18 protein-coding genes are annotated in these 17,578 nt (G+C 65.9%); 6 read left to right on the top strand and 12 right to left on the bottom strand.

The annotated features are described in order from the left end of the window. The first annotated feature begins 106 nt into the window (after nt 1–106). On the top strand, nt 107–691 hold the full coding sequence (locus KWG56_RS16090; RefSeq protein WP_201099663.1) for a hypothetical protein: 585 nt from the start codon (nt 107–109) through the stop codon (nt 689–691). On the opposite strand, the gene KWG56_RS16085 is transcribed toward KWG56_RS16090, so the two are convergent. Continuing rightward, nucleotides 688–1,104 (bottom strand): HIT domain-containing protein, encoded by a 417-nt coding sequence (locus tag KWG56_RS16085; protein ID WP_219352906.1) that lies wholly within the window; start codon nt 1,102–1,104, stop codon nt 688–690. The two genes, KWG56_RS16090 and KWG56_RS16085, sit on opposite strands and share 4 nt — an antisense overlap. Nucleotides 1,105–1,109: 5 nt before the next feature. Continuing rightward, complete coding sequence (locus tag KWG56_RS16080) at nt 1,110–1,973, bottom strand: SIMPL domain-containing protein (protein WP_244999543.1); 864 nt, start codon at nt 1,971–1,973, stop codon at nt 1,110–1,112. A 175-nt stretch (nt 1,974–2,148) separates the two neighbouring features. Between KWG56_RS16080 and mdh the strand changes: the two genes are divergently transcribed. After that, complete coding sequence (mdh, locus tag KWG56_RS16075; protein ID WP_219352904.1) at nt 2,149–3,111, top strand: malate dehydrogenase; 963 nt, start codon at nt 2,149–2,151, stop codon at nt 3,109–3,111. Between the two features lie 131 nt (nt 3,112–3,242). Here mdh and KWG56_RS16070 read toward each other — a convergent pair whose 3' ends face one another. Beyond that, nucleotides 3,243–3,752 carry a YbjN domain-containing protein gene (locus tag KWG56_RS16070; RefSeq protein ID WP_219352903.1) on the bottom strand — a complete coding sequence of 170 codons (510 nt, stop codon included), beginning with the start codon at nt 3,750–3,752 and terminating at the stop codon, nt 3,243–3,245. Between the two features lie 34 nt (nt 3,753–3,786). Next, nucleotides 3,787–4,878, bottom strand: coding sequence for a cell division protein ZapE (gene zapE / locus KWG56_RS16065; protein WP_219352902.1), 1,092 nt, complete (start codon nt 4,876–4,878; stop codon nt 3,787–3,789). A 143-nt stretch (nt 4,879–5,021) separates the two neighbouring features. Here zapE and KWG56_RS16060 point away from each other — a divergent pair, with 143 nt between their 5' ends. Beyond that, complete coding sequence (locus KWG56_RS16060; RefSeq protein ID WP_219352901.1) at nt 5,022–6,068, top strand: aspartate-semialdehyde dehydrogenase; 1,047 nt, start codon at nt 5,022–5,024, stop codon at nt 6,066–6,068. Between the two features lie 103 nt (nt 6,069–6,171). Beyond that, nucleotides 6,172–7,101, top strand: a complete 930-nt coding sequence (gene rarD / locus KWG56_RS16055) for an EamA family transporter RarD (protein ID WP_219352900.1) — start codon at nt 6,172–6,174, stop codon at nt 7,099–7,101. Here rarD and KWG56_RS16050 read toward each other — a convergent pair. The 6 genes from KWG56_RS16050 to KWG56_RS16025 all read right to left on the bottom strand — a co-directional run bounded on the left by KWG56_RS16050 (nt 7,098) and on the right by KWG56_RS16025 (nt 13,246). Next, a complete protein-coding gene (locus KWG56_RS16050) occupies nt 7,098–8,231 on the bottom strand; it encodes a serine hydrolase domain-containing protein (protein WP_219352899.1) in 1,134 nt (377 codons plus the stop codon). The genes rarD and KWG56_RS16050 overlap by 4 nt on opposite strands. 87 nt (nt 8,232–8,318) lie before the next feature. Next, entirely contained in the window at nt 8,319–8,588 is a 270-nt protein-coding gene (locus KWG56_RS16045) for an ATP synthase F1 subunit epsilon (protein WP_017506810.1), read from the bottom strand. 2 nt (nt 8,589–8,590) lie between these two features. Then, nucleotides 8,591–10,135 (bottom strand): F0F1 ATP synthase subunit beta, encoded by a 1,545-nt coding sequence (gene atpD, locus KWG56_RS16040; protein ID WP_219352898.1) that lies wholly within the window; start codon nt 10,133–10,135, stop codon nt 8,591–8,593. 37 nt (nt 10,136–10,172) lie between these two features. Next, the gene (locus KWG56_RS16035) at nt 10,173–11,051 is read right to left on the bottom strand and encodes a F0F1 ATP synthase subunit gamma (protein WP_219352897.1); all 879 of its coding nucleotides are present in this window, start codon (nt 11,049–11,051) and stop codon (nt 10,173–10,175) included. Between the two features lie 32 nt (nt 11,052–11,083). Further along, a complete protein-coding gene (atpA, locus tag KWG56_RS16030; protein WP_219352896.1) occupies nt 11,084–12,616 on the bottom strand; it encodes a F0F1 ATP synthase subunit alpha in 1,533 nt (510 codons plus the stop codon). Between the two features lie 75 nt (nt 12,617–12,691). Beyond that, nucleotides 12,692–13,246, bottom strand: coding sequence for a F0F1 ATP synthase subunit delta (locus KWG56_RS16025; protein ID WP_201099676.1), 555 nt, complete (start codon nt 13,244–13,246; stop codon nt 12,692–12,694). Between the two features lie 336 nt (nt 13,247–13,582). Between KWG56_RS16025 and KWG56_RS16020 the strand changes: the two genes are divergently transcribed. Both KWG56_RS16020 and KWG56_RS16015 read left to right on the top strand, forming a co-directional pair. Then, a complete protein-coding gene (locus tag KWG56_RS16020) occupies nt 13,583–14,407 on the top strand; it encodes a TerC family protein (protein ID WP_201099677.1) in 825 nt (274 codons plus the stop codon). Nucleotides 14,408–14,412: 5 nt separating this feature from the next. After that, the gene (locus KWG56_RS16015) at nt 14,413–15,195 is read left to right on the top strand and encodes a glutaminyl-peptide cyclotransferase (protein ID WP_219352895.1); all 783 of its coding nucleotides are present in this window, start codon (nt 14,413–14,415) and stop codon (nt 15,193–15,195) included. A gap of 176 nt (nt 15,196–15,371) precedes the next feature. Here the strand turns inward: KWG56_RS16015 and ahpD are convergent, their stop codons facing one another. Beyond that, nucleotides 15,372–15,908 carry an alkylhydroperoxidase, AhpD family gene (gene ahpD / locus KWG56_RS16010; protein WP_219352894.1) on the bottom strand — a complete coding sequence of 179 codons (537 nt, stop codon included), beginning with the start codon at nt 15,906–15,908 and terminating at the stop codon, nt 15,372–15,374. A 98-nt stretch (nt 15,909–16,006) separates the two neighbouring features. Then, nucleotides 16,007–17,530, bottom strand: coding sequence for a catalase (locus KWG56_RS16005; RefSeq protein WP_219352893.1), 1,524 nt, complete (start codon nt 17,528–17,530; stop codon nt 16,007–16,009). Between the last annotated feature and the right edge of the window lie 48 nt (nt 17,531–17,578).

Below are 17,578 nucleotides of genomic sequence, written 5' to 3'. Positions count from 1 at the left end.
GTGTTGCAATGTGTCCTGCGCGAACCGTCCGTCACACCCGATCACGATTGCGCGCTTTGCAATCCGAGACTTTGCGCCTCGGGCCAGGGTTTGGCAGGGTAAGCCCATGATCTGGCTCGCCTTCGCCTCAGCCTTGACCGTCCAGGCGACCTATGGACCGCTGGACGCGACGCCGGAAACCTATCAGCCCCCGGCCATCCGACCTTTTGAACCGCCCTCCGACTTTGGTCGGACTCCGGCGCAGGGTGACGGCGAGACGATCCGACATCGCGCGCCCCTGACCCGGCCCGTGACCGTCGACGCCTATGCCGCCAGTTATGAGGTCAGTCCGTCGGACATGGAGATCGCCTATGATCAGGGCGTGGCCCAGGCCGAACTCGACACCGACCGCCGGATGGGTCCGCTGGACGGCCGCTGGCGCGTGACGGGCGGGGACGGCAGGCCGTTCCTGTCCCTGGCTCTGACCGACCGGGGCGGCGGACGGATGATCGAAGGCGCCTGGACCAGACTGGACGACCGCCCCGGCGTTGAACACAGCGGCCCGGCAGGTCCCGCGACAACGGACGGTCAGACCGTCATCGTGCCGATCACCGGCGGCGAACTGCACCTGCAACAGGCGGGCGCAGGCTGGACCGGCGCCCTGATCCAGAACGGCCGCCGCCATCCGGTGACGGTGACCCGCCCCGGCTAGGCTGCGCCCGTGATCCGCGCCAGAACAGCCGCCCGCAGATCGCCCCCATAGGGCTCTGCTGGTCCCCGCCCCCAGACCGGATCGGGCCACAGGCCGTCGTCGCGGCGACGCCCGACGACATGGACATGCAATTGCGCGGTGACATTGCCGATGGCGCCGACGTTCAGTTTGTCGACAGGCCGACCGCTTTCGCCGCCCAGGGCCCGGACCAGTTCGCCCGCCCGCACCGTCTCCTCCATCAACGCCGCCCGCTGATCCGCCGTCAGGTCGGACAGCTCCACCGCCCCCACGATGCGAGGGATCAGGATCAGCCAGGGAAAGCGCGCATCATCCTGCAGCCGGACATGGCACAGACCCCATTCGCCCGCAGCGACAGAGCCTGCTTCAAAAGCGGGATCGACGGAGAAGACCATTCCGATCAGTTCAGGCTGTAGATGATGCAGGCGCTGTCGGTCAGGGTCTGGAGCGGCGGCTGCAAAGCCAGGCGCGCCGCCTCGATCTGATCTTCGCTGGGGGCGCCGCCTCCCGCGGGCGCAGCAGGCGGCGGCGGCGGTGCGAAGTTCGCCCTCTCCATCGCTTTCGCCCCCGTGACCACGACCTCATCCACCGAGGTTGCCGGACCCGAAGCGGCGTAGGACGGCCAGCCCGCCAGCACGTCCGTCTGGCACACCCGCCCGGACGGATCGATGATCCGCACCCGGCCCAGGGTCGCGCCCGCATTGGCGGCGGCGGCCTCTGCGCGACGGCGCGCATCCTTCATCGCCTCGGCCGCCAGATTGGCCTTCCAGCTGTTTTCAGGGTCCAGGCTGAAGCTGACCTGGCCGATAGAGGTCGGGCGCGAGGCGACGATGGTGGCGTACACCCGCTCGATCAGGGCCACGTCGCGCACGGTGACGCGCACGGCGGCGTCGGCCTGATAACGCGCGATCCGGTCGGCGCGGGTGTTGTCGCGTATGACGCCGTCGCCATCGCGGTACTGGTCGTAGATGGGCCGTGTGGTGACGCTGGTCTCGACCCGCACCTTGTCGGCGCCATAGCCCGCCAGCGCCTGGCTGAGCGCACGCACCTGATCGGCGGCGGCGCGCGAGGCGTCGTTCACGCTGCGCTCCACCGACTGGAAGCTGGCGGAGACGAAGGCGCGGTTGGCCTGAAGCTCGACCTGCACATTACCGACCGAGGCGATGACCGGGTCACGCATCCACCAGGGCGCGGGGATATAGCGGTCGCCGATGGTCGCGGGCGGGGTCTGGGCCAGGGCGGGCGCGGCGACGGCGGCCGCCAACAGACCAAGGGTTAAACTCCGCGTCAGGGAAGCGCGCATCCAAATCCTCCTGTGAGACGCCGACCTTCGCAGGCCCGATCGAACGCGTAAAGCGAGGTTCTTGCGACAGCCGCCCGAGGGGTCTAGACCGCCCGCACGATTTATCCTTTCGCACACGCAAAAAACGGAGACATCCATGGCTCGCGCGAAGATCGCCCTTATCGGCGCCGGCATGATCGGCGGCACCCTGGCCCACGTGGCCGCCCGCGAAGCCCTTGGCGACGTGATCCTGTTCGACATCGCCGAAGGCACGCCGCAGGGCAAGGCCCTGGACATCGCTGAAGCCTCGGCCGTCTTCGGCCAGGACGTGGCCCTGAAGGGCGCCAACGACTACGCCGACATCGCGGGCGCCGACGTCTGCATCGTCACCGCTGGCGTGCCGCGCAAGCCGGGCATGAGCCGCGACGACCTGATCGGCATCAACCTGAAGGTCATGAAGGCCGTCGGCGAAGGCATCAAGGCCCACGCCCCCAACGCCTTCGTCATCTGCATCACCAACCCGCTGGACGCCATGGTCTGGGCCCTGCAGAAGTTCTCGGGTCTGCCCAAGGAGAAGGTCGTCGGCATGGCCGGCGTTCTGGACTCGGCCCGCTTCGCCTACTTCCTGGCCGAAAAGACCGGCGTGTCGGTGCAGGACATCCACGCCTGGACCCTGGGCGGCCACGGCGACGACATGGTGCCGATGGTGCGTCACTCGACGGTCGGCGGCCTGCCGCTGCCGGACGCCGTCGCCGCCGGTTTCCTGTCGCAGGAAGAGCTGGACGCCATCGTCGAGCGCACCCGCAAGGGCGGCGGCGAGATCGTGGCCCTGCTGAAGACCGGCTCGGCCTTCTACGCCCCGGCTGAATCCGCCATCGCCATGGCCAAGTCCTATCTGCTGGACCAGAAGCGCGTCCTGCCTTGCGCCGTCTGGCTGTCGGGCGAATACGGCCTGTCGGACCTCTATGTCGGCGTTCCGGCCCTGATCGGCGCGAACGGCGTCGAGAAGGTCGTCGAGTTCACCACCAACGACGAAGAAAAGGCGATGTTCGAGAAGTCGGTCGCCTCGGTCCAGGGCCTGCTCCAGGCCTGCAAGGACATCGACGCTTCGCTGGCTTAACTCGCCAGCGGGCGCTAACGCGCGGCTCGCGGAGCCGCGCTGCTTGAGCGCCTGATGCCTATGAGAAAGGGCCACAGAGTGATCTGTGGCCCTTTTTTTTCGTACCGAGGCTCTCCACGAGGAGACGACGCCTACTGCGGCGTCAGGCCGACATGGGTGGCGAACAGCGGCAGCAGTTGCAGCCACACCGCCAGCGGATCCGTAAGTTGCTCCACGCCCTGCCCCGGCACGGTCAGGACATCATATTGCACCGTCCCGGTCGGCGTCTTTCCATCCGCGCCCGGCGTGTAGAAGGCCTTCAGGAAGCGGTTGTCGCGGTTCCAGCTATTGATCAGGTCCGGCGTCGCGCCTGCGCTGGCCACGACAGCGCTGAACTGCACGTCCTGACACAGGTCGCCCTGGCAGCTCTGGAAGAAGACGGCCCAGGTCAGGCCCGCATTATTGACCGCAAAATAGGTCTGGCCGTCCGCCGTCTGCAGCGGCCCGACCTGGCCGCCCAATCCCGTCAGCCAGGCGCTGACGTCTGCGGCGCGCAGACCGCTGGACACAGGCGCGGCGGCTGGCGTCTGGGCCATCGCAGGTCCTGTCGCCAGAGGAGCAGCGATCATCAAAAGGGCGGCGGTCAGGGCGAGGCGGCGCATCGGGAACTCTCCGGTTGTGGCGCCACACTAGCCGTCACTCGCGCACGTGCGCCAGCCAGTCCTTGCTCTGCATTTCATTGAAGCGTGACACGGTGCGTTCGAACTCGAAGGCGCCGACCCCTTCGGTATAGAGGGCCTCGGGCCTGGCCGCCGCCAACACGATCAGCTTGGTCTTGGCCTCGTACAGGGCGTCCACCAGCGTCACCAGGCGCCGCGCCTCATGGTGGTTGGCCGAGCTCAGGATCGGCACATCCTCAAGGAAGAGGGTGTGGAACCGTTCGGCGATGGCCAGATAGTCCTGCGGGCCCAGCGGCCTGGCGCACAGATCATCGAACGTCGCCCGCGCCATCGAGCCCACGGTGCGTTTGATCACGACATCGCGGCCCAGCACCTTCAGTTGCGCGGGCTCCTCCGGCTCGCCGCCCTTCAGCTCTCGCCACAAATCCTCGAACCCGGCGCGGTCGTCCGGCGTGTGCCAGACCTGGGCCGAGCTCATCCGGTCCAGTCGCCAGTCGCGCGCGCCCGCCGTCTGCACAACCTCGCAACGCTGACGGATGATGTCGATGAAGGGCAGGAAGAGCTGGCGGTTGATGCCGTTCTTGTACAGGTCCTCCGGCGCGCGGTTCGAGGTGATGGCCAGCACCACCCGGTCCTCGAACAGGGCCTCGAACAGCCGCCCCAGGATCATGGCGTCGGCGATGTCGGTGACCTGCAACTCATCGAAGCACAGCAGCCGGGCTTCCGAGGCGATCAGCTTGGCGATCGGCGGGATCGGGTCGTCGCCCTTGTGGGTCCCGAACACGGCCTTGCGCGTCCGGGCGTCCCCCTCGCGCCATTGTTTCACCAGGTCGTGGATGCGGGCCATGAAGGCGTGGAAGTGGGCGCGGGTCTTTCGCGGCTCGGGCGTCGCCGAATAGAACAGGTCCATCAGCATCGACTTGCCCCGTCCGGGCGGACCGTAAAGATAGACGCCGCGCACCTCTGGCGGCTTTCCGAACAGGCCCCGCTTGCCCAGATCGGTCTCCAGCCGCTCCAGGGCGGTGATCACATCGGCCTGGGCCGGGTCGGGCGTCAGAACGCCCTCTTCCACGCGGATATCGTAGGCGTTGCGGATACGGGAGGTCATGGCGGCCCTGCTTAAAGTCCCCCGCGCCGAAAAGCGATTGCTTCGCGGCTGCGAACGCCTAAATGCACATCACACCATAAATCGCGCTCAAGCAGCGAGGCTCCGCTGAGCCGAGCGTTAGCGCGTCCGAAGGACCAAGCATCATGGGTTATCGCGTCGCCATCGTCGGAGCCACGGGCAATGTGGGCCGCGAAATGCTGAACATCCTGGAGGAAGTCGAATTCCCCGTGGATGAGATTCACGCCATCGCCTCGCGCAAGTCCAAGGGCGTGGAGGTCTCCTTCGGCGACAAGACCATCAAATGCCAGGACATCGAACAGTTCGACTTTTCGTCGGTCGACATCGTCCTGATGTCCGCCGGCGGCGCGGTGTCCAAGGAATGGTCGGAGAAGATCGGCAAGGCCGGTCCCATCGTGATCGACAACTCCTCGGCCTTCCGCAAGGACGCCGACGTGCCGCTGATCGTGCCCGAGGTGAACCCGGACGCCATCAAGGACGCGACCAAGAAGAACATCATCGCCAACCCCAACTGCTCGACCATCCAGCTGGTCACGGCGCTGAAGCCCCTGCATGACGCCGCCAGGATCAAGCGGGTGGTGGTCTCGACCTATCAGTCAGTGTCCGGCGCCGGCAAGGAAGGCATGGACGAGCTGTGGAACCAGACCAAGGCCATCTACGGCCTGGGCGACGCGCGTCCCAAGAAGTTCCCCAAACAGATCGCCTTCAACGTCATCCCCTACATCGGCTCGTTCCTCGAAGACGGCTCGACCGACGAAGAGCAGAAGATGTCGGACGAGACGCACAAGATGCTGGACCCGAACATCCAGGTCACGGTCACCTGCGTGCGCGTGCCGGTCTTCGTGGGTCACTCAGAAGCTGTGAACGTCGAGTTCGACCGTCCGATCGCGCCTGACGAAGCCCGCGCCATCCTGCGCGAGGCGCCGGGGGTGCTGGTGATCGATAAGCAGGAGCACGACGGCTATATCACCCCGGTCGACGCGGCGGGCGAGCATGCTGTCTATGTGTCGCGCATACGCAAGGACCCGACGGTCGAGAACGGCCTGAACCTGTGGGTGGTGTCCGACAACCTGCGCAAGGGCGCCGCCCTGAACGCCATCCAGATCGCCCAGCTTCTGGACGAGACGGGCGTCATCAAGTCCTCGTCCGGCTATCGCTCCATCACCATCTGATCCCGGCCTTCGTCATCCTCCCGCAGCGCCAGCGCGGCGCGGAGGATGACGAGCCTGTTGCCCGCTCTCCGTCCCTCCCCGGACGAACCGAAAGCCCGCCGCCATGAGCGCAACCGCCACAGCCACGCCTACAGACGGTCGCGCCGTCGGCACCGCCATCGCCTGCTACACCCTGTGGGGTCTGCTGCCACTGCTGTTCATGGCCATGGCGGCGCATGGGTTCACGGCGCCTGAGATCCTGGCGCACCGCGCCGTCTGGTCGGTGTTCATCGCCGCCATCGTTCTGTTGCTGGCGGGCCAGTCGGCGGAGGCGCGCCAGGCCCTGGCCAATCCGCGCATCTTCGGCTGGCTGATCGTGTCGGCCCTGCTGATCGGCACCAACTGGAGCCTTTACGTCGTCGCCACCACCCACCACGCGACGCTGGAAGCCAGCCTGGGCTATTACATCAATCCCCTGCTCAACATGGCGGCGGGGGCGGTGCTGTTCCGTGAGAAGATCGACCGGCTCAGCGGCCTGGCCATTGGGCTGGCGGCGGTCGGGGTGGTGATCCAGACCATCGCCCTGGGCCATGTGCCGATCATCGGCCTGACCCTGGCCCTGACCTTCTGCGCCTATGCGGTGATCCGGAAGCGGGTTCAGGCCTCGGCCCAGACGGGCCTGTTCGTCGAATGTCTGGTGCTTCTGCCCATCGGCGCGACCTTCCTGGGCTGGCTGGTCACCCACGGTCAGGCGGTCGGCTTCTCGTCGCCGACAGGTCTGGCCTGGGCCTTGTTCAGCGGCCCCGCGACCGTTGTTCCTCTGGCCCTGTTCGCCTGGTCGGCGCGTCGTCTGCCGCTGTCGACGGTGGGCTTCATCCAGTTTCTGGCGCCGACGCTTCAGTTCGCCTGCGGCGTCTGGGCGGGCGAGAAGCTGACCCTGCTGCGGATCATCTCCTTCGCCTTCATCTGGGCCGGGGCGGGCGTCTTCGCCGCGGCCGCCTTCCGCCGCAGCCGCGCCGCCCGCGAGGCCATCCGCGCCGTCGAGACGGTCTAGAGGGCCGCGTAAACCGCCTCCAGCAGGCGCCGGGGGCGGGGATCGCCGATCAGGTGCGGCGACTGGCGCGTCATCACATAGGCCGCTGACAAGCGCTGTGACGGGTCCGCCATGGCCATCGACCCGCCCCAGCCGTAATGGCCCCAGGCTTCATTCGGGCCGAAGACGTTCAGGCCGTCGTTGCGCATCAATCCCGCCGCCCAGCTGATGACATAGGGCAACACCTTGTCCTGACCGTGGATGCGCTCGCGGGTCAGTTGCTCCAGCGTCTGGCCCGACAGCACCGTGCGCGCGCCCAGACGCCCTTCATTGGCGACCACGCCTAGCAGCGTGGCCAGACCCAGGGCCGTGCCGTGCAGATTGGCCGACGGGATCTCCATCTTGCGCCATTCCGCCGAACCACGCCCGCCCGGCGCCGAGCCGCGATCCAGGAAGGCCGCCTGTTTGATCGGGTCGATGGTCCCAAGACTGGGCGCCGCCGTGGGCTTTCTCATCTGCGCCACGCGCCCGTGTTCGCTGTCGGGCAGGCCGATCCACAGATCCAGATCGGCGAAGTCCTGGCGCAACGCCTGGCCCATCGTCCGACCCGTCGCCCGGCGATAGACCTCATTGGCCAGATAGCCGACCGTGATCGGGTGATAGCCGGACGCCGTTCCCGGCGCCCACATCGGCGCCTGGGCCGCCAGCCGCTCCAGCACGGCGGGGATATCGAACCAGATGGCCGGATCAACCGCCTCGGAAAAGCCCGGCAGGCCCGCCTGGTGGCTCAGAAGCTGGGCCACCGTCACCTCCTGTTTGCCGGCCGCCCCGAACTCGGGCCACAGCGAGGCGACCGTCTGATCATAGTTGACCTGACCCGCCTCGACCGCCTTCGCCATCAACAAGGCCATCACCGCCTTGCCGGTCGAGAAGACCGAGGTCAGGGTCGTGTCGGTGAAGGGCGTGGTCCTGGCCGTGTCCGCATATCCGGCCCACAGATCGACGACAGCCTCGCCCTCGACCAGCACGCTGAAGCGCGCCGCCTGCTCGTTCAGCCCCTCGGGCGCATCAGTGAAGTTGGCGGCGAAGGCCTCGCGCACCGCATCAAAGCGCGGATCGTTCTGGCCGTGGATTTCGATGGCGTCGGTCATGCCCCGGTCCTAACCCGGCAAGCGCGCACGAAAAAGGCCCTGCGCCGGAGCACAGGGCCTCAAATCGTTTCGATCCTTACATCAGGATCAGGCCGCGACGACCTCGGTCGCCTGTTCGGCCAGGATGGTCAGGCCTTCGCCGTTGACGTCGGCGAAGCCGCCGTGGACGTCGTACTGGGTCTTGGCGCCGTTGTTATAGACGGTCACCAGACCTTCGCGCAGGGCGGTCATGAAGGGCGCATGGTCCGGCAGCACGCCGAAGTCGCCCTCGACGCCCGGCGCATCCACCTGGTCCACGAGGCCCGAAAAGACCTCGCGTTCCGGCGAGACGAGGGAGAAGTTCAGCTTGCCAGCCATGATCAGGCTTCCGCAGCCATCTTCTCGGCCTTGGCGACGGCCTCTTCGATGGCGCCGACCATGTAGAAGGCGGCTTCCGGCAGATGGTCGTACTCACCGGCGACGATGCCCTTGAACGAGCGGATCGTGTCGGCCAGCTCGACGAACTTGCCGGGCGAGTTGGTGAACTGTTCAGCCACGAAGAAGGGCTGCGACAGGAAGCGCTGGATCTTGCGGGCGCGCGAAACGACCAGCTTGTCCTCTTCCGACAGCTCATCCATGCCCAGGATGGCGATGATGTCCTTCAGGCCCTTGTACTGCTGCAGCACTTCCTGGACCGAACGGGCGACCTGGTAGTGCTCCTCGCCGATGACCAGCGGGTCCATGATCCGCGAGGTCGAGTCCAGCGGGTCAACGGCCGGGAAGATGGCCTGGGCGGCGATGTCACGCGACAGCATGGTCGTTGCGTCCAGGTGGGCGAACGAGGCGGCAGGCGCGGGGTCGGTGGGGTCATCGGCCGGGACGTAGATGGCCTGGACCGAGGTGATCGAGCCCTTCTTGGTCGAGGTGATGCGCTCTTGCAGGTTGCCCATCTCGGTGGCCAGCGTCGGCTGATAGCCCACGGCGGACGGGATGCGGCCCAGCAGAGCCGACACTTCCGAACCGGCCTGGGTGAAGCGGAAGATGTTGTCGACGAACAGCAGAACGTCCTTGCCTTCTTCGTCGCGGAAATACTCGGCCTGGGCCAGGCCGGTCAGGGCGACGCGGGCGCGGGCGCCGGGAGGCTCGTTCATCTGGCCGTAAACCAGGGCGCACTTGGAGCCTTCGGTCGAGCCGTTGTTCTTGGTCGGGTCCACGTTCACGTTGGACTCGATCATCTCGTGATACAGGTCGTTGCCTTCGCGGGTGCGCTCACCCACGCCGGCCAGAACCGAGTAACCGCCGTAAGCCTTGGCGATGTTGTTGATCAGTTCCTGCATGGTGACGGTCTTGCCGACGCCGGCGCCGCCGAACAGGCCGATCTTGCCGCCCTTGGTGTAGGGGCAGATCAGGTCGATCACCTTGATGCCCGTGACCAGGATTTCAGACGAGGTCGTCTGTTCCTCGAAGGTCGGCGCCTCGCGGTGGATCGGGCGGTATTCCGTGGTCTGGATCGGACCGGCTTCGTCGATCGGCTGGCCGACGACGTTCATGATGCGGCCCAGCACGCCCGGACCGACCGGGGTCTGGATCGAGGTGCCGGTGTCCGTCACGGCCTGGCCGCGCGTCAGACCTTCGGTTGTGTCCATCGAGATGGTGCGGACCATGTTCTCGCCGAGGTGCTGGGCGACTTCCAGCACCAGCGTGAAGGGCTCGCCCGTCTTCTGGTCGACGTTCTGGGTGTGCAGGGCGTTCAGGATCGCCGGCAAGGCGCCGGTGAACTCAACGTCGACGACAGCGCCGATGACCTGGGCGATGCGGCCGGTTGCGGCGGCGCCGGTCGCAGCCGAGGCGGCGGGCGCCTTCTTGGCGGCGGGTTTCTTGGCTGCGGGTTTCTTGGCGGCGGGAGGGGCGACGGTGTCGGTCATGGCTGGGGTCCGTATCGGAATGTCTGTGCGGTCGGGATCAGAGGGCTTCGGCGCCGGCGATGATCTCGATCAGTTCGGTGGTGATCTGGGCTTGGCGCTTGCGGTTGTATTGCAGCGTCAAGGCATTGATGAGATCGCCCGCGTTACGCGTGGCGTTATCCATCGCCGCCATCTGCGAACCGAAGAAGCCCGCCTGGTTCTCGTACAGAGCGGCCAGGATCTGGGTCGTCAGGTTGCGCGGAAGCAGGGTTTCGAGGATTTCCTCTTCCGACGGCTCATACTCATAGACCGCGCCGTTCAGATCGATCGGCTGCGCATCGCCCTCGACCACGGCCGGGATCAGTTGCTTGCCGGTCGGGACCTGTTGGATCACCGACTTGAACTGGCTGTAGAACAGGGTGACCACGTCGGCCTGACCGTCCTCGAACGCCGTGGCGATCATTTCCGCGACCGGCTGGGCCGAAGGCAGACCGATGGTCTTGTTCGCCGACAGTTCGAAGGTGTGGATCACCTTGTCGCCGTACAGACGCGACAGCTGGTCGCGCGACTTGCGGCCAACGGCGATGATCTTCACGTCCTTTCCGGACGCGATCAGGCTGTTGATCCGTTCACGCGCGGCGCGGATGACGTTGGTCGAGAAACCACCCGCCAGACCCTTGTCCGCCGTGGCCACCACGATCAGGTGGCGCTGGTCGTCGCCCGTGCCGGCCAGCAGCTTGGGCGCATCGGCGCCCGAGACGCCGGCGGCCAGGTTGGCGATGACCGAGGCCATCTTCTGCGCATAGGGACGGGCGCTTTCGGCCTGATCCTGGGCGCGCTTCAGCTTGGCCGCGGCGACCATCTGCATGGCTTTCGTGATCTTCTGCGTGGCTTTCACGCTTCCGATCCGATTGCGCATTTCCTTGAGGCTGGCCATCCGGCTTTACTCTCTCAGCTTTCCGGAGGGGCTCAGGCGAAGGTCTTGACGAAGGCGGCCAGGATGTCCTTCAGCTCGGCTTCGAGGTCCGAGGTCAGGTCCTTCTTGGTGCGGATGCCTTCGAGCAGCGAGGCGTGGTTCGCATGGATGCGCGCCAGCAGCTCCTTCTCGAAGCGGCCCACGTCGCCGACAGCGATGCCGTCGATGTAACCGCGCGTACCGGCGTAAACCGACACAACCTGCTCTTCCATCGCCAGCGGCGAGTATTGCGGCTGCTTCAGCAACTCGGTCAGACGGGCGCCGCGCGCCAGCAGCTTCTGGGTCGAGGCGTCCAGGTCCGAGCCGAACTTGGCGAAGGCGGCCATTTCACGATACTGGGCCAGCTCGCCCTTGATGGTGCCGGCGACCTTCTTCATCGCCTTGGTCTGAGCCGACGAGCCCACGCGCGACACCGAGATGCCGACGTTCACGGCCGGACGGATGCCCTGATAGAACAGGTCCGATTCCAGGAAGATCTGGCCGTCGGTGATCGAGATCACGTTGGTCGGGATGTAGGCCGAAACGTCGTTCGCCTGGGTTTCGATGATCGGCAGGGCGGTCAGCGAGCCCGAGCCGTAGTCTTCGTTCAGCTTGGCCGAACGCTCCAGCAGGCGGCTGTGCAGGTAGAAGACGTCGCCCGGGTAGGCTTCACGGCCGGGCGGACGGCGCAGCAGCAGGGACATCTGGCGATAGGCCACAGCCTGCTTGGAAAGGTCATCATAGATGATCAGGCCGTGCATGCCGTTGTCGCGGAAATACTCGCCCATGGCGGTGCCGGCGAACGGCGCCAGGAACTGCAGCGGGGCCGGTTCCGAAGCCGTGGCGGCGACGACGATCGTGTATTCCAGGGCGCCGGACTCTTCGAGGGTCTTGACGATCTGGGCGACGGTCGAACGCTTCTGACCGATGGCGACGTAGATGCAGTACAGCTTGGCCGACTCGTCGTCGGTCTTGTTGACGGCTTTCTGGTTCAGGATGGTATCGACGGCGACAGCCGTCTTGCCGACCTGACGGTCGCCGATGATCAACTCGCGCTGGCCGCGGCCGACGGGGATCAGGGTGTCGATAGCCTTCATGCCCGTCTGCATCGGCTCGTGAACCGACTTGCGCGGGATGATGCCGGGCGCCTTGACGTCCACGCGGCGGCGCTCGGTGAACTCGATCGGGCCCTTGCCGTCGATCGGCTCGCCCAGCGGGTTGACCACGCGGCCCAGCAGACCCTTGCCGACCGGCACGTCCACGATTTCGCCCAGGCGGCGCACGTCGTCGCCCTCAGCGATCGCGGCGTCGGCGCCGAAGATCACGGCGCCGACGTTGTCGCGCTCCAGGTTCAGGGCCATGCCCTTCACGCCGGCCTTGGGGAACTCGACCATTTCACCAGCCTGGACATTGTCCAGACCGTGGATGCGGGCGATGCCGTCACCGACCGACAGCACGCTGCCGACGTCGGAAACGTCGGCTTCGACGCCGAAGTTGGCGATCTGCGACTTGAGGATGGCCGAGATTTCAGCGGCGCGGATGTCCATGACGGGCTCTCTGTTCTTCAGTCTTTGCGGTTGCGCCGTTCAGGCGCGCTACATTCTTGTGGATCGGGGCAGGCCTTAAGCCCGCTTGAGGGCGAACTTCATCTGGTCGAGCTTGGTCTTCAGCGAGGCGTCGAACAGCTTCGAACCGACCTTGACCTTCAGGCCGCCCAGGATCGACGGATCGACGCGGGCGGTCAGTTCCGGCGCCTTGCCCAGGGCCTTGGACAGGGCGGCGGTGATGGCGGCGACCTGCTTGGCGTCCAGGGCCTGGGCGGACACGACCTCAGCGGCGACGATGCCGGCGTGCTTGGCGTAGCGGGTCTCGAAACCGGCGATCACGCCCGGCAGGTCCTTGGCGCGATGGTTCTGCGCCAGCAGGCCCAGGAAGTTGGACGTGGTCTTTTCGAACTTGGCCTTGGCGGCGATGGCGACCAACCCCTTGGCCTGATCCTCGGCCGAGACCACCGGCGAGGTGGCCAGGCGGCGCAGGTCTGCGCTGTCGATCCAGGCCGCCTTCAGCGACTGCAGGTCGGCGCGGACGGCGTCCAGACGGCCAGTTTCCAACGCCAGATCAAACAGCGCCTGTGCGTATCGATCGCCGACTTCCGTCGTTCTGAAATCATCAGCCACTGATTAGGGTCCGAGGTCGTTGTGTCAGGGTCGCGACCGATTGTGAGGATCACATCGGTCAGAAGCTTGAAATGCTTAGGAAAAGCACGACAGAGGCCGTATCCGTGAATACGCCCCCTTCAAGCCGGGCGCCTGATAGCACGGGGTTTTGCTGCTCGCAACATTGTGTGATGGCCCACCAAGGTCGAGGCCTGCGCGATAACGCCGCGCGTCATGGCTGTGCGCCTGCATCGTCCGCCTGGGTGCGACCATAACGCCGCACCCGCCCGCTTGATCGGAACCATGCGCGGTCCTAGCGATTTCGGTTCACGTTTTTCCCTAGGACCCCCAACCTCAATGCTCGACAGCATCATCCCCCTGTTCTCCGATCCGGCCGCCTGGGCCGCGTTGGTGACCCTCATTGTGATGGAGGTGGTGCTGGGGATCGACAACCTCATCTTCATCTCGATCCTTTCGAATAAACTGCCCGAACATCAACGCTCCAAGGTGCGGCGCATCGGCATCGGTCTGGCGCTGATCATGCGTCTGGCGCTGCTGTCCATCATCGCCTGGCTGGTGGGTCTGGTTCAGCCGGTCTTCACCGTCATGGGCAATTCCTTCTCGTGGAAGGACCTGATCCTGATCGCGGGCGGCCTGTTCCTGGTCTGGAAGGCCACCAAGGAGATCCACCACACCGTCGATCCGACGCCCTCGCCCGCTGTCCTGGACAAGAAGGACGTGATGATCACCAACGCCGGCGCGGCCATCTTCCAGATCATCATTCTGGACATCGTCTTCTCGATCGACTCGATCCTGACGGCGGTTGGCATGACCGAGCACCTGCCGATCATGGTGGTGGCGGTCCTGGTCGCCGTGACCGTAATGCTGCTGGCCGCCGATCCTCTGGCCAACTTCATCAACAAGAACCCGACCGTGGTCATGCTGGCCCTGGGCTTCCTTCTGATGATTGGCATGGTCCTGATCGCGGACGGCTTTGGCTTCCACGTGCCGAAGGGCTACATCTACGCCGCCATGGCCTTCTCGGCCGGTGTCGAGGCGCTGAACATGCTGAGCCGCCGCTCCTCCTCCAAGAAGGAGCTGGCCGAGCGTGCCCGCGCCGAGGCTGATCAGGCCGAAGCCCGCGCCCTCAAGGCCGAGGCGGAGGCTGCAGAAAAGGTCTGACGCCCATGCCCCGTCCGTCGTCGCTTCTGGCCGCGCTTAGTCTCGGCCTCATGCTGGCGACGGGCGCGGGCCTGAGGACGCAAGCCCACGTCCCCGTTCAGGGCTTCGAGGTGGTCAAGACCTATCCCCATGACGACGGGGCCTTCACCGAGGGCCTCTTCTTCCATGACGGCCACCTGTACGAGAGCACCGGCCTGTATCCGTCCTTCATCCGGCAGATCCGGCTGGAGACAGGCGAGGTGCTGCGCCAGCGTGATCTGCCGACCATCTATTTCGGCGAAGGCTCCACGGCCCTGAACGGCAGGCTCTACAGCCTGACCTGGCGCAACCAGATCGGCTTCATCTGGAAGCTGGACGACTTCACACCCCTTGGCGGCTTTTCCTATACGGGCGAGGGCTGGGGCATGACCAATGACGGCGCCCGCCTGATCATGAGCGACGGCACCGATCAGATCCGCTTCCTCGACCCCGAGACCCTGGCCGAGACCGGCCGCATCCGGGTCACCGCCGACGGCCAGCCGTTGGACCAGATCAACGAACTGGAATGGGTCGACGGCGAACTGTTGGCTAACATCTGGCAGGACAGCCGCATCGCCCGCATCGATCCGGCGACGGGCCATGTGAAGGCCTTTATCGACCTCAGCAGCCTTGTTCCCAGTGGCCCGGACATTGACCCCAACGACGATGTGCTGAACGGCATCGCCTGGGATGCGGCGGGCAAGCGGCTGTTCGTCACCGGCAAACGCTGGCCGCAACTGTTCGAAATCAGACTGAAGCCGCTGGGCTAGGTTCAGCCGCCTTTCGCAGCCCCTCCTCTCGTCATGCCGGGACTGAGCGTGGCGAAGAACCCGGAACCCAGGGGGCGACTGCGGTATCGGACGTACTCAGCCCGGATGTACGCCTCCTGGGTTCCGGGTTCGACCTTCGGTCGCCCCGGAATGACGACACTGACTGACCGCTTATCCTAAAACGAAGCGGCCGCCTCAGCCGAAGCCGTCACCCGGCTGGCCGCATGGGCCACGGCGGCGATGCGTAACGCGGTCTGGACGACAGCAGGTTCCACGCCGTGTTTTTTCAACTCGTCCTCGTGCGCGTCGAGACAGGCGCCGCAGCCGTTGATCGCCGACACCGCCAGCGCCCACAGCTCGAAATCCAGCCGATCCACGCCCGTCGGCGCCGCCAGGTTCATCCGCAGCCGTGTAGGCAGGGCCAAATATTCGCGGTTCTGCATCAGGTGAAGCGCCCGATAATAGATGTTGGTCATGCCCATCCGCGCCGCCGCAGACCGCGCAGCATCGGCGGCCTCTGGCGACAGCCTTTCCTGCGCCTCGGCCTCAAAAGCCCGCACCACCGGGGCGACGCCGATCCCGTGCGCGCAGGCCAGGAAACAGCCCCACTTCTGCTGCTCCGTCAGGGTCTCATCCTCGGCCAGAACCTGAAGATTGCGCGCGACCTCCCGCCCATAGTCCGGGATGGCGTCGATCAGGGCGGTCACGGTCATGGTCAGTGTCTCCTGAAGCCTTTCTAGCAGAAAGGCCGGACGCCTTTCGACGCCCGGCCCAAGTCAGCTTCAGGTCTCCCAACCTTTTTCGCCGCAGACTATTCGGCGATCTCCAACCCGCGTGCGGCGCGCAGATGCATCGGCAGGGTGGTCGGATCTTCCGCGGGCTTGGCCTTGTCCGCCTCGACCGCCGCGCGGACGCCTGCGGCATAGTCGGGATGCACCTTCTCCAGATGGGCGAACTGGCGCTCCAGGATGAAGTCCGGCACCCCCTGCATGGCCGCCGCCATGTTGGAGAACAGCCGCTGGCGTTCACCGACGTCGAACAGCTCGAACAGGGCGCGCGGCTGGCTGTAGTCGTCATTGCCGTCGCGATGGTCCCAGCGGTCGGCGTCGCCGGTGATCTTCAGCGGCGGCTCGCGGTACTCCGGCGTCTGGACCGGCCCGCCGAAGCTGTTCGGCTCGTAATAGGCGTCCGGGTTCGGGTTGTTGGCGAAGAACCGCATCGCCCCGTCCTTGTGATAGTGATGCACCGGGCATCTGGGCGCATTCACGGGCAGGGCCTCATAGTGGGTGCCCAGCCGATAGCGGTGGGCGTCGGCATAGGAGAACACCCGCGCCTGCAGCATCTTGTCCGGCGAATGGCCGATGCCGGGCACGATGTTGGACGGGCTGAAGGCGGCCTGTTCGATCTCGGCGAAATAGTTGTCGGCGTTGCGGTTCAGCTCCAGCACCCCGATCTCGATGGGCGGGAACTCGCCATGCGGCCAGACCTTGGTCAGGTCGAACGGGTTGTAGGCGGTCCGCTCCGCCTCGGCCTCGCTCATGATCTGGACCTGCACCGTCCATTGCGGGAAGGCGCCGCTCTCGATGGCGCCGAACAGGGCCTCCTGGTAGCCCTCGCGCGACTGGCCGATGACCTTCTCACCCTCGGCGTTGGTGTAGTGTTTGTGGCCCTGACGGGTCTTGAAGTGGAACTTGACCCAGTGGCGCTCGCCCGCCGCATTGATCAGGCTGTAGGTGTGCGAGCCATAGCCGTTCATATGCATCGGCGTGACCGGCAGACCCCGATCCGAGAACAGGGTCGTCACCTGATGCAGGCTCTCCGGCGACTGGGACCAGAAGTCCCACATGGCTGTGGGGCTGCGCAGATTGGTCCGGGGGTGGCGCTTCTGCGTATGGATGAAGTCAGGGAACTTCAGCGGATCGCGCACGAAGAAGACCGGCGTATTGTTGCCCACCAGATCCCAGTTGCCTTCCTCGGTGTAGAATTTCAGCGAGAAGCCGCGCACGTCGCGTTCATGGTCCGCCGCGCCCATCTCGCCCGCCACGGTCGAGAACCGGGCCAGCATCGGCGTCTCGGCGCCCGGCTGCAGCACCTTGGCGCGGGTGTATTTCGAGATGTCGCCCGTGATCCGCAGCGTCCCGTGCGCGCCCCAGCCCTTGGCGTGGACGACCCGTTCGGGGATGCGTTCGCGGTTCTGGTGCGCCAGCTTCTCCAACAGTTGCCAGTCCTGCATCAGCACCGGGCCGCGCGGCCCCGCCGTCAGGCTGTTCTGGTTGTCGGCGACCGGCGCGCCTGCGCTGGTGGTCAGGGTCGGGGGCGTTTTGGTGTCGGACATGGCGAAGACCTCTCTGAAGACGGGGCCATTCAGCACCGCTTGGCGCGA

It is taken from the genome of Brevundimonas nasdae (genome assembly GCF_019395145.1).
GTDB lineage: Bacteria > Pseudomonadota > Alphaproteobacteria > Caulobacterales > Caulobacteraceae > Brevundimonas > Brevundimonas nasdae.
The sequence above is the reverse complement of the archived record's forward strand: the minus strand, read 5'-3'. Positions and strand labels throughout refer to the sequence as shown.

What these genes read in the sequence shown, in the direction of transcription:
- KWG56_RS16090 (WP_201099663.1), top strand. Translation starts at nt 107, where the DNA reads ATGATCTGGCTCGCCTTCGCCTCAGCCTTGACCGTCCAGGCGACCTAT.
- KWG56_RS16085 (WP_219352906.1), bottom strand. Translation starts at nt 1,104, where the DNA reads ATGGTCTTCTCCGTCGATCCCGCTTTTGAAGCAGGCTCTGTCGCTGCG.
- mdh (WP_219352904.1), top strand. Translation starts at nt 2,149, where the DNA reads ATGGCTCGCGCGAAGATCGCCCTTATCGGCGCCGGCATGATCGGCGGC.
- KWG56_RS16070 (WP_219352903.1), bottom strand. Translation starts at nt 3,752, where the DNA reads ATGCGCCGCCTCGCCCTGACCGCCGCCCTTTTGATGATCGCTGCTCCT.
- zapE (WP_219352902.1), bottom strand. Translation starts at nt 4,878, where the DNA reads ATGACCTCCCGTATCCGCAACGCCTACGATATCCGCGTGGAAGAGGGC.
- KWG56_RS16060 (WP_219352901.1), top strand. Translation starts at nt 5,022, where the DNA reads ATGGGTTATCGCGTCGCCATCGTCGGAGCCACGGGCAATGTGGGCCGC.
- rarD (WP_219352900.1), top strand. Translation starts at nt 6,172, where the DNA reads ATGAGCGCAACCGCCACAGCCACGCCTACAGACGGTCGCGCCGTCGGC.
- KWG56_RS16050 (WP_219352899.1), bottom strand. Translation starts at nt 8,231, where the DNA reads ATGACCGACGCCATCGAAATCCACGGCCAGAACGATCCGCGCTTTGAT.
- KWG56_RS16045 (WP_017506810.1), bottom strand. Translation starts at nt 8,588, where the DNA reads ATGGCTGGCAAGCTGAACTTCTCCCTCGTCTCGCCGGAACGCGAGGTC.
- atpD (WP_219352898.1), bottom strand. Translation starts at nt 10,135, where the DNA reads ATGACCGACACCGTCGCCCCTCCCGCCGCCAAGAAACCCGCAGCCAAG.
- KWG56_RS16035 (WP_219352897.1), bottom strand. Translation starts at nt 11,051, where the DNA reads ATGGCCAGCCTCAAGGAAATGCGCAATCGGATCGGAAGCGTGAAAGCC.
- atpA (WP_219352896.1), bottom strand. Translation starts at nt 12,616, where the DNA reads ATGGACATCCGCGCCGCTGAAATCTCGGCCATCCTCAAGTCGCAGATC.
- KWG56_RS16020 (WP_201099677.1), top strand. Translation starts at nt 13,583, where the DNA reads ATGCTCGACAGCATCATCCCCCTGTTCTCCGATCCGGCCGCCTGGGCC.
- KWG56_RS16015 (WP_219352895.1), top strand. Translation starts at nt 14,413, where the DNA reads ATGCCCCGTCCGTCGTCGCTTCTGGCCGCGCTTAGTCTCGGCCTCATG.
- ahpD (WP_219352894.1), bottom strand. Translation starts at nt 15,908, where the DNA reads ATGACCGTGACCGCCCTGATCGACGCCATCCCGGACTATGGGCGGGAG.
- KWG56_RS16005 (WP_219352893.1), bottom strand. Translation starts at nt 17,530, where the DNA reads ATGTCCGACACCAAAACGCCCCCGACCCTGACCACCAGCGCAGGCGCG.